Here is an 11,148-nt window from a genome sequence, read left to right on the forward strand (position 1 = left end):
CAGGACGTCGCCGGCATTCAACGCGTCCACGCTGCTGTTGGCGTTGTCGACCACATAGCGGTAGCGACCATTGCTGTCGATGGTCAGGGAGCCGTAGAGCCCCCGGAAGGCGGTTCCGATCAGCCCGGGGCTCCCGGCGCCCTCGACGCTTCCCAGACGGACTGACTGGATGGTGCCATTGAGAAATGGGGTGTTGTTGGCATCGACGTCGGTATCGTTGAGCAGCACATTGCCGGTGGCATCGGCGCCGGGTGTGCCGTTGAAGGTGCCGCCGGCTTCAATGGCGACGCCGTTGTCATCAGCTGACACAGGAGCATCGTTGGCCCCCTGGATGGTGATCGTCAGAACGGCTGCATCGCTGAGGCCGCCGTTGTCACGCACCGTGTAATTGAACTGTTCGCTGAGCGTGTCGCCCACGTTCAGCGCCTCCACGATCGGGTTGGCGTCGGCCACCGCGTAGGTGTAGATCCCATCGGCATTGATGGTCAGGGCTCCGAAGGCGCCTTGCAATGGGTCTCCCACGGTGGCGGCGGGTCCCACCCCTTCCGTTCCGCCCAGCCGGATGGCCGTGACGGTTCCCCGGGTGCGCAGCGGGGTGTCATCGCTGTCCACGTCGGTGTCATTGAGCAGAACATTGCCAACCGCGCTGGAGCCGGGCGTGCCGTTGAAGCGGCCGCCGGCTTCAACGGCGGTGCCGTTGTCATTCCGCGCCACGGGTGCATCGTTGGCCCCTTGGATGGTGAGGCGCAGGACGCCGATGTCGGTGAGACCGCGTTGGTCGCTGACGGTGTAGTTGAACGTCTCGATCAGGCTGCCGCCTGGACTGAGGGCATCGACCGATGGGTTGGCGTTGTCGACCACATAGGTATAGGTCCCATTGGCGTTGATGGTGAGGCGGCCGTAGGTGCCATTCAGCACAAAGCCGCCGGCCCCATCGGGTGTGCCCGCCGTGCCGCCTCCCTCGCTGGCACCGGTGCGGATCGCCGTGATCAGGCCATTGACAGCCGGGGTGTCGTCGCGATCGACGTCCGTGTCGTTGGCCAGGACGTTGCCGCTGGCATCGGCGCCCGGGGTGCCGTTGGCCACACCACCGGCCTCGATGGCCGTGCCGGTGTCGTCGATGGCGACCGGGGCATCGTTGGCGCCGTTGATCCTGATGTTGAGTACGGCCGTGTCACTCAGGCCACCCGGGTGGTCGATCATGGTGTAGTTGAACGACTCGATGATGAAGTCGCCGGGATCCAGGCCATCAACGAAGCGGTTGGTGTCGTCGACCACGTAGAGGTAATCGCCATTGGCCTGGATCGTGAGGGTGCCATAGAAGCCCACCAGCACGAATCCGCCACCGACGATCGCTGTGCCCGCCAGGCCCACGCCCTCCTTGGCGCCCCGGCGGATGGAGGTCACGATGGCATCGGGTGGAGCCACGAGATTGTCACCGTCGTTGCTGTCGACATCGCGGTCGTTGGCGATCACGTTGTCGCTGGCAGCCCTGCCGGGTGTGCCGTTGAAGGTGCCCCCCGCCTCCGCGGCCGTGCCGGTGTCATCGATCGCCATGGGTCCGTCATTGAACGCCACGGGGGCATCATTGGCGCCCCGGATGTTGACGGTGATCGTGGTGGTGGAGGGCAAACCACCGTCAGTGAAGTCGTAGTTGAAGAATTCGCTGAGCAGGTCGCCCTCGTTGAGGCGATCGACGGCCGGATTGCTGTTGTCGACCGTGTAGAGAGCCGGTCCGCTGGGGTTGACCGTCAGGGTGCCGTAGAGGCCCACAAGCACAAGGTTGCCCGCCCCATCAGGAGTTCCAGGGGTGCCTGCGCCTGGCACATTCCCTGTGCGGATGGCCACGATGCTGGTGCCGGGGGGGAGGGAGGGGTCGTCGAGGAGATTGCCCTGACCAGGGAAACCAGCGGTGGCGTTGTTGACCCCACCGGCTTCCTTGGCTGTCAGGGTGCCGCCGGTGAGGATCCCATCGGTGACGCCTTCGATTGTGATCGTCAGCACGGCGATGTCGGTCAGACCGCCGGGATGATCGCGCAGGGTGTAGTTGAAGGATTCCTGGAGCGTGTCGCCGGTGTTCTGGGCGTCGACCGTTGGATTGTTGTTGTCGACGACGTAGACGTAGGAGCCATCGGCGGCGATCGTGAGGGTTCCGTAGTTGCCCACCAGCACGAAACCGCCGCTGCCGTCGGGTGTTCCGGCGGCGCCCGCCCCCTCGGCCGCACCCAGCCGAACGCCCACCACCGTCCCGTTGAGGGCGGGGGTGTCGTTGGAATCCACATCGGTGTCGTTGGTCAACACGTTGCCGGTGGCATCGGAGCCACCGGAGCTGTTCAGGATCCCTCCGGCTTCGATGGCGGTGCCGACGTCATCCACACCCACCGGGGCGTCGTTGGCCCCTTCGATGGTGACCGTCAGAACGGCGATGTCGGTCAGGCCGCTGGGACGGTCGAGCAGGGTGTAGTTGAAGGACTCGATCAGGACATCGCCGGGGTTGAGGGCGTCCACGGTGGGATCGTTGTCGTCGATGACATAGACGTAGGAACCATCGGCGTTGAGCGTCAGGTTGCCGTAAAGCGTCTGGAAGGATGCACCCACGCTGCCGGCAATGCCGGCACCCTCCTTGTCGCCGAAGCGCAGCGCGGTGATGCGGCCCTGCGGGGGAGCAGCCGTGTTGTTGCCATCCGCCGCATCCACATCCCGGTCGTTGGCGATCACATGGCCGGTGGCGTTGCTGCCCGCGGTGCCGTTGAAGGTGCCGCCGGCTTCCACGGCCGTGCCGGTGTCGTCGCTGGCCACGGGGGCATCATTGGCCCCGGTGATCGTGATCCTCAGAACGCCGATATCGGTGAGGGCCCCATCAGAAACGGTGTAGTTGAACGATTCGCTCAGCAGGGCGCCGGGATCCAGGGAATCGACCGCCGGATTGGCGTTGTCGAGCGCATAGGTGTAGGTCCCGTTGGCGTTGATGCGGAGGGTGCCGTAGCTGCCCACCAGCACGAACCCGCCGCTGCCATCCGGCGTCCCCGCCGTGCCGGCCCCTTCCGTGGCCCCCAGCCGGAGGTCCACCACCCGTCCGTTGAGGGCGGGGGTGTCGTCGGAATCGACGTCGATGTCGTTGAGCAGCACATTGCCGCTGGCGTTCGCGCCTGGCGTGCCGTTGAAGCGGCCACCGGCCTCCAGCGCCGCACCGACGTCATCGACGGCCACCGGTGCGTCGTTGGCCCCCCGGATCGTCAGGGTCAGGACGGCGGTGTCGGTGAGGCCGCCGGGGTGATCGAGCAGGGTGTAGTTGAACGACTCGGTGATGGTGTCGCCCGGATTGAGGGCCTCCACCACGGGGTTGGCGTTGTCGACCACGTAGGTGTAGGTCCCATCGGCCCGAAGCGTCAGGGAGCCGTAGAGCCCCGCCAGTGCCGCACCGACCGTGCCGGCGGTGCCGGCGCCTTCCCTGGCCCCGGTACGGAACGACACCACGGAGCCCAGGGGGGGAGCCACCAGATTGTTGCCGTCCCGGTTGTCGACATCGCGATCGTTCGTGATCACGTTGCCGCTGGCATTGGTCCCCGGGGTGCCGTTGAGGGTTCCACCGGCTTCGATGGCCAGGCCGGTGTCATCGGCGGAGACCGGGGCATCATTGGCCCCCTGGATCGTGATCACCAGGACCCCGGTGTCGCTCAGGGCCCCATCGGAGACGGTGTAGTTGAAGGATTCCGTGAGGCTGGCGCCGGGATCGAGGGCATCGACCGTGGGATTGGCGTTGTTCAGCTCATAGGTGTAGGAGCCGTCGGCATTGACGGTGAGCTGGCCGTAGGTGCCCCTCAGGGGCGATCCCAGGCTGCCGGCCGTGCCGGCTCCCTCGCTGGCTCCGGTGCGGAAGGCCGTGACCCGTCCCCTCACCGTGAGCGGGTTGTCGGCGGGATCGGGATCGGTGTCGTTGGCCAGCACGTTGCCGCTGGCGTTGCTGCCGGGGCTGGTGTTGAAGCTGCCGCCCGCCTCCAGGGCCGTTCCCACGTCGTCCACCGCCACGGGCGGCCGGTTGGCCACCAGGATCACGGTCTTGCTGCGGAGGTAGTCGTTCACGCCTCCGGTCCCGTCGCTGCCGTCGCGCTCTCCATTGGGCGCACCGGAGCCGCCGGGGGTGGTGCTGCCGGTGCCGTTGCCGCCGCTGCCGTTCGGTGTACCGGTGCCAGGCAGGCTGGAATAGCTGACGTCGGCGGTGTTGGTGAGGGCCGTGCCGGGCGCCAGGCCGGCCGAAAGCACGCCCCGGTAGGTGATGGTGACGCTTTCGTTGATCTCCAGTTCCGGCACCCCCACCTCGATCAGGTCGGCCAGGCCGTTGCTGCCGCTGACGATCGAGCTGTCGGTGGCGGGCGGCGCACCCGCCTCGCTCAGGACAATGGTGGGTGGACCCGACAGGGTGAAGTCGGGACCGAGGGCATCGAGGCTGTCCTCGATGAGGAGGTCGAAGGCCTTTGCGGTGCCCGTGTTGCGGATGGTGACGGTGTAGACGAGGGTGTCGCCGGGGGTGGCATTGGGATTGCCCGGGTTGCCGGTCTTCACGATCGCGACGGTCTTGTCGATCAGCAGGTTGGGCTCCAGCACCGACAGCGGTGTGGCGGTGGCGGTGCGCTGCACCGTGCTGCCGGTGAGGCCCGCGCTGGCGGTCATGCTGTTGGTGAGGGTCACACCGGCCTGGTTGCTGGCCACGTTGGTCACGATGGCGTTGAACTCGATCACCACCGATTCGATCTGGTTGGGGTCGACGTTGGCGTTGATGAAGTCCCCGAAGTTCCAGGTCACCACCTGCCCGTTGATCGTCGTGGGGGCGAAGCTGGCGCTGGGGATCACCGTGGTGTTGTTGCCGGCGCTGGGGATGAAATAGGGGTTGATCGAACCCTGGCTCCAGCTCAGATCGCTGGCGCTCGCAGCGACGAACGCCAGGGTGGCGGTGTTGTCGTTGAGGAAGCTCAGTCCAGTCGGCAGGGTGTCGAAGATGGAGGCATTGCTCAGGGTTCCCTGGGGCAGGTTCTCCTGCAGGCGGAAGCGCACGATCTCGCCGATGGTCACCCCGTTGCCGCTGGTGCTGGCTTCGGAGCTGAGCCGCGTGATCTTGGAGATTCCCGGGGCCAGGCTCACCACCGACCGGCTGGCGTTCTTGGTGTAGTTGTTGACGCCACCGTCACCATTGCGCTCGCCGTCGTCGGCACCGGAGCTGCCGGGGGTGGTGCTGCCGGTGGTGTTGTCCGGGCCGATGGGCGTTCCGCTGCCAGGCAGGCCCGTGTAGGTGACCTTGGCGGTGTTGGTGAGGGTGGTGCCCGGCTGGATCCCGACCAGCACCTTGCCGGTGTAAGTGAAGCTGAAGCTCTGGCCGCTGTTGAGTCGGTCGATCTGGAGCTGGATCCGGTCGCCGTCCGCAGCGCTGGCGCCGCTGGTGACGGAGTTGTTGATGATCGATCCTGTGCCCGGGGGCAGGCTGCCCGGCAGGCTGACGGTCTGGAGGTCGAAGTTGCTGCCCAGGTTGCCGAGGGCATCGTTGAGCACCAGGTCGAAGGCATCGGCGCGGCCCGCCGCATTGCGCACCGTGACCGTGTAGGTGAGGGTGTCGCCGGCCTGGACGTTGCCGCTGGGGTTGGCGGCCTTGGTGATGCGAATGTCGGGTTCGCTGATCTGCACCGCCGTGCTGCCGCTGGCGGAGCCGCCGGTGTAGCTCACCGTGGCGGTGTTGGTGCGGGTGACACCGTTCCTGTTGCCGCTGGTGTTGGTGACCAGGGCGTTGAACTCGACGGCGATGGTGTCGTCGACGGCGTTGTTGCGGTCGCTGTTGGTGAGGGTGCCGAAATCCCAGGTGAGGGTGGAGCCGGAGACCGTCGGGGTGGCGGGCGTCAGGGATCCGGCCACACCGGAGGAGAAGATCGGGGCGGAGGCGCTGCCGTCGTCCAGGAACGTGATTCCGGTGGGTAGGCTGTCCACCAGCCTGAAATCGGCCAGGTTCCCCTCGGGAACCGTCACCTGCACCCGGTAGCGGACGATCTCACCGATGGCGAGCTTGTTGCCGGTGGTGGAACTCTCCGAGGTGGAGACGATCGACTTGCTCACCGTCGCGTTGCGCAACGTCACGGTGGCGTTGTCGATCAGCCGGATGGCACCGGGCAGGTAGCCCGTGCCGCCGCTGGGCACGTTGGTGTAGTCCTCCAGCACCCCCACGTTGGTGAGCAGGCCGCCCACCAGCTGGCCGTAGGCACCAGCGTCGACGCTGGTGTCGAAGGTCACCACGGCGATGTTGCGGCCGCTGCTGGCGTTGTAGCCGTCGATCGCGCCGCCGCCGGCGCCGGTCAGCGGGTCGCTGGGGGTGGGGCCCGGGTCGCTCAGCCGGATGCCGTTGGCGCTGAAGATGTCCGCCTGGCTGGCGGCCGTGCCGTCGGGCCGGGTGTAGCTGATCGCCGCGCCACTGCCGTCGACGATCCGCAGGCTGCCGGGGGTGAAGCTGAGTCCGGCGGGCAGTTCGTCCCGCAGTTGCACATTGAAGGCGCCGCGGTAGCTGGTGCCGATGTTCTCGATCACCACCACGAAGCGGAGCGTGTCGCCCGCATCCAGCCCGGTGACGTTGGAATCGAGGGCGCCGTTGCTGACAGCACCGGTGGAGCCGTTGCCGCCGGCCACACTGATGCCGCTGCTGTTGACGGTGCCGCTGAAGGGCACGGCGCCGATGGCGGCCGGGAAGCTGGCCCCTGCCGTGTTGAGCGCCGGGGTGTAGGTGGCGGCCTGGGCGCCGGTGAGGCTGTCACGGCTGGTGACGACGATGCCCTTGCGGATCTTGAGGTTGGGGGCCAGCACCTCGCCGGTGACCGGTGAGATCTGGGTGGGGCGGCTGACGCCGTCGGAGTCCACCGTGCTGGCGGTGGCGATGTTGGTGATCGGCAGCCGGTCGTTGATCGCCGCACCCGTCACCGTGACGGTGTACAGGATGTCGACCGTTGTGGGGGTGTTGCCCGGGTCGCTGCTGTTGGCGATCGTCGCCACCAGATCATTGACCGCCGGCCCGGTCTTGAGCTGGTTGTCCACCAGCGGAGGGGCGTTGTGCAGGCTCCCGTAGCTGAACTGGCCGGATGGGGGCAGGCTGCCGGGAGCCCCACCGCTGAAATCGAAGGCCGCAGGGCTGCCGCCGCCGCTGGCCTCCCCGTCCACGTCGTAAACCGGGGTGGGCAGGTAGTCGCTCAGGCTGAAGCCCTGGATGTCGCCGGTGGGGAAGGTCACCGTGAGGCGGTAAGTGACCGTGTCCCCTGGGGTGAGCACCAGGGGGGTGGCACCCTGGGCCTGGCCGTTGCGGGCCACCACCGACTTGGAGGAGGTGATGTCGGCCACGTTCAGGTCCACCGAACTGACGTCGGTCACCTGGCGGTTGGTGTCGAGGAACAGGCCGCCCGGCAGCTGCCTCTGGATGTCCCCCTGCAGGGTGACGTCATTGATCAGTGTGTCGCCCGCCTTGATGTTCTGGCCGGCGGCCCTGGGGGCGACGAAACTGTCGTCCACGCTGGCGCTGAAGGTGATGAAGCCCCCCGTGGCACCGCCGGTTGTGCTGAAGACCCGCCCGCCCTGGAGGATGCCGTCGTCGCCGATCGACCGCAGCCAGCCGCTCAGATCGAAGCTGAGGCTGTCCTTGCCGTCGACGCCGGCACCGGCGACATCCGGCAGGTAGGTGATGTGGGCGGGGTCGAAGCCGACCGAACCATTGCCGGTGAGCGAGACGCCCTGCTCATTGAGGTTGATCCTGGCGCTGCCGGGGGTGAAGGTGAGTCCATCGCCGAGCAGGTCAAGGACGATCAGATCGCCGAAGGCGAAATAATCGGAGAACTGGAAAAAGAGCGTGAAGGTCACGCTATCGCCAGGCACCACCTGGGTGGTGCTGGCGGCCTTCTGGATCGCCAGGGCCCTGGCGGTGATCGTATCGCTGGCCGGCGTGTCGATCGTGACGTTGCCGTTGGGGGAATTGCTCCAGCCGGTGGTGGCTTGGGCCGTGTTGGTGTAGGTGATCGCCCCGCCGGTGGTGGGGTCGAGGGTGTCGGGAATGGAGAAATTGATCTGGGCGGCCGCCTCCTCAGGGCTGGTGGTGCCGGTGATGGGACCGCCGTAATTGATGACGATCCTGTCGTTGCCTGGGGCCGTGGGGTTCCCCACCGGCGCCTGGATGACGTTCCCGGCAATCACCAGGTTGGGGTTGATCCCCAGCACATTGAGATCGCTGGGCAGGCTGTCGCTGAACAGCAGATTGCTCAGCTGGGCCCCATCGGCGATGTTGGCGGACAGCCGCCAGAAGCCGCCGAAGTTGGGGCCGGTGACCGTTTCCGACTCCGCCAGGTTGTTGCTCTTGCTGAAGGTGAGCGGCGTCGGGATCACCTGACCGGTCACATTCGGGGCGCTGATCGGCGGATCGGTCAGCGGGTTGTCGAGTGGATCGGTGCCCAGGGCGTAGCCGCCGCCGGCCCGCAACGGCACCGGTCCGAGCAGCGGCGAGGTGGCGACCACCGTGACCGGCACATCCACCACCAGTTCGGGGGCCGATGCCGTGTAGCTGCCGATCGGCAGCTGCCAGATCAGCAGGGTGTCGGGGGTGGCGCTGCTGAGGGTGACCCCGGTGATGGGGTGGACGAGGGTGAAGGGGCCGCTGCTGCCGCTGCGGGTGAAGGTGTAGGTCTCCGTGGTGAGGGCCAGCCCGGCCCAGCTGGCGGTGCCAAAGCTGAGGTTGTCGCTGGGGGCCGTGACCTGGAGCTCCAGCCAGGGCCTGTACCCCGTCGCGACCAACTCATTGAAGGTCAGCTGCAGATTCCCTGCGTCCCCGTACAGCACGTTCAACGTGGAGGGGGAGAGTCCGATGACGGGGGAGGGAATCGCCAAGGGACGACGCGGGAAAAGAACCGTCCGTCAACCTATCAATTGATGTGACGTTGCTGCGTTTGGGCTGAAAGCGGCCTTAAGTCGTGCTGTCGCCGTTCGCCTGCCGCTGCCGCAGGGCCTGCTCGAGCCGATCGATGCGGCCGCGCAGTTCGTCCAGTTCCCGCTGGCGGGCCAGGCCCAGGTCCTGCAGCAGCTGGTCGCGGTTGCGCTCCAGCTGGCGTTCCGCCTGCTGTTCCACCTCCGGCGTCTCGCCCCGCAGGGCGCGCATCACGTCCTCAACCAACGCGGAGGCGTGGTTGGGATCCAGGCGGCCACTGCTCACCCATTCCTGGCTGACGTACTTGAGCCGGTCGGCCACCAGCGAGGTGGTGCCGAGGCCGCGCAGCAGCAGCATCTGCAGCAGATTGCCCTGGTCCATGAAAGAGGTTTCCTTGGGGAAACGGCGTGACTCTTGCCTGACCTTGCCGCCTCCGGCGCCGGGTGGCCATGGGCAATGACCGGCGTACCGGTTGGGTCATCGCCGGGGCCGCCGGGCTGCTGGCGGGGGTGGCCCTGCCGCCGGTGGGCTGGCCCTGGCTGCTCTGGCCGGCCCTGATCGTGCTCTGGTCCCTGACGGGGAGTCGCGCTGGCACCGTGCCGTCCAGGTTCTGGCGCGGCGGGTTGTGGGGGCTGGCGGCGGTGCTGGTGAGCCACCGCTGGCTGCTGTGGCTCCATCCCCTCGACTGGATCGGCGTCCCCGGTCCCCTGAGCCTGCCGATCTGCCTGGCGCTGTGGCTGGCCATCGGCCTGGCCGCCGGTCTGCTGGTCGGGGCCTGGACGGCGCTGGTGGGCCGGCTCGATGCCGGACGGCCCAGCACGGCGCTGCTGGCGGCGACCCTGTGGGGGCTGGCGGAGGTGCTGCTGGCCCGTGGTCCCCTGTTCTGGCTGGGTCTGGGGGCCGCGGCGCTGCCGGGGGATCGGGCCATGGCGGGACTGGCGGCCCTGGGGGGAGCCGGGCTGCTGGCCGCCCTTCAGCTGCTGATCAGCTGGGGCCTCTGGCGGGCCCTGCTGGCCGTGCCCCCCCGCCGCAGCCGCTGGCTGTTGATCACGCTGCTGCTGGTGGCCGCCTGCCACCTGGCCGGTGTGACCCTGCTGGGCCAGGCCGCCGCCCCCCCTGCTGGCCGGGCCGAGCGCTGGCTGGTGCTGCAGCCCGCCATTCCCACCCGCCAGAAGTTCGAGGCGGATCAGCAGCGACGGCTGCTGCAGCGGCTGGCCCTGGCCCAGCGGCGGGCCGCCACGGCCGAACCACCGCTGCAGGGGGTGCTGCTGCCCGAGGGCTCCCTGGCGCTCGGCCAGCTCCTGCCGGAGGCGGCGCCGGTGGAGGTGCTCAGCGGTGGCTTCCGCCGCGAGGGCGTGGAGCTGCGCAGCAGCCTGCTGCGCTTTGAACCCGGCCAGCGCGAGCCGGGCAGCTGGATCGACAAGCACCGGGTGGTGCCCCTCGGCGAATGGGTGCCCCTGGCGGACCTGTGGCGCTGGAGCGGCCTCTCGGCGGTGGGGGGGGTGGAACCGGGCCCCGCCTCCCGGCTGCTGTCGCGGCCCGGGGGGGATGTGGGCGTGGCCATCTGTTATGAGCTCTCCGATGGGGCGGCCCTGGCCGCCGCCACCCGCCAGGGGGCCCGCTGGCTGCTGGCCAGCGCCAACCTGGACCCCTACCCCGAGCAGTTGCAGGGGCAGTTTGCGGCCCTGGCCCAGCTGCGCTCGATCGAGACCGGCCGCTGGCTGGTCAGTTCCGCCAACACCGGGCCGAGCCTGCTGGTGGATGCCGCTGGACGGGTGTTGGAGCAGCTGCCCGCCGGCCGTCCCGCCAGCGGCCTGCTCACCGTGCAGCAGCGCGCCCAGCTCACCCCCTACGACCGCTGGGGGGAGGCCCCCCTGATCGTCCTCGCCCTGCTGGCGGCCGCCTGGCGCTGGATCGCCGCTGCGGCCCCCGATGGGGCGGACGCTGTCAGCCGCTAGGGCCGCCGGGCAGAGGCGCAGGCGGGTCCTGGGGAAGAGCGGCGAAGGCGATGCCCTGGTCCTGGAACGCCTGCAGGATGCCCAGGTTGATGGCCTGCTGCAGGTCGAGATACACCACGACGCTGCTGTCGGGAACGAAGAACACGAACTGGAATTCGAGGGCGCCGTCGGTGAAGCGGGTGAAGTGGCAGCGGTCGAACGTGGCCGGCGGATGGGCCCGGACCACCTCTTCCACGAGCGCAGGAATGGCGGCGGCTT

General features: G+C 68.3%; 3 protein-coding genes and 1 pseudogene. 1 reads left to right on the forward strand and 3 read right to left on the reverse strand.

Annotation, left to right across the window (positions count from 1 at the left end):
* Positions 1 to 8,895 (reverse strand): VCBS domain-containing protein (locus KBZ04_RS08975; RefSeq protein ID WP_254991614.1); only part of this gene is annotated, 8,895 nt, incomplete at its 3' end.
* A gap of 76 nt (positions 8,896 to 8,971) precedes the next feature.
* A complete protein-coding gene (locus tag KBZ04_RS08980; RefSeq protein WP_254991615.1) occupies positions 8,972 to 9,313 on the reverse strand; it encodes a phasin family protein in 342 nt (113 codons plus the stop codon).
* Positions 9,314 to 9,381: 68 nt separating this feature from the next.
* Here KBZ04_RS08980 and KBZ04_RS08985 point away from each other — a divergent pair, with 68 nt between their 5' ends.
* A complete protein-coding gene (locus tag KBZ04_RS08985; RefSeq protein WP_254991616.1) occupies positions 9,382 to 10,890 on the forward strand; it encodes an apolipoprotein N-acyltransferase in 1,509 nt (502 codons plus the stop codon).
* Here KBZ04_RS08985 and KBZ04_RS08990 read toward each other — a convergent pair.
* A pseudogene (locus KBZ04_RS08990) lies at positions 10,880 to 11,148 on the reverse strand (mechanosensitive ion channel family protein); the annotation flags it as partial. The gene KBZ04_RS08985 and the pseudogene KBZ04_RS08990 overlap by 11 nt on opposite strands.

Source organism: Cyanobium sp. N5-Cardenillas, assembly GCF_024345515.1.
GTDB lineage: Bacteria > Cyanobacteriota > Cyanobacteriia > PCC-6307 > Cyanobiaceae > Cyanobium.

Bases quoted from the DNA above. Each gene is read 5' to 3' on its own strand.
- KBZ04_RS08980 (WP_254991615.1), bottom strand. From the start codon at position 9,313: ATGGACCAGGGCAATCTGCTGCAGATGCTGCTGCTGCGCGGCCTCGGC.
- KBZ04_RS08985 (WP_254991616.1), top strand. From the start codon at position 9,382: ATGGGCAATGACCGGCGTACCGGTTGGGTCATCGCCGGGGCCGCCGGG.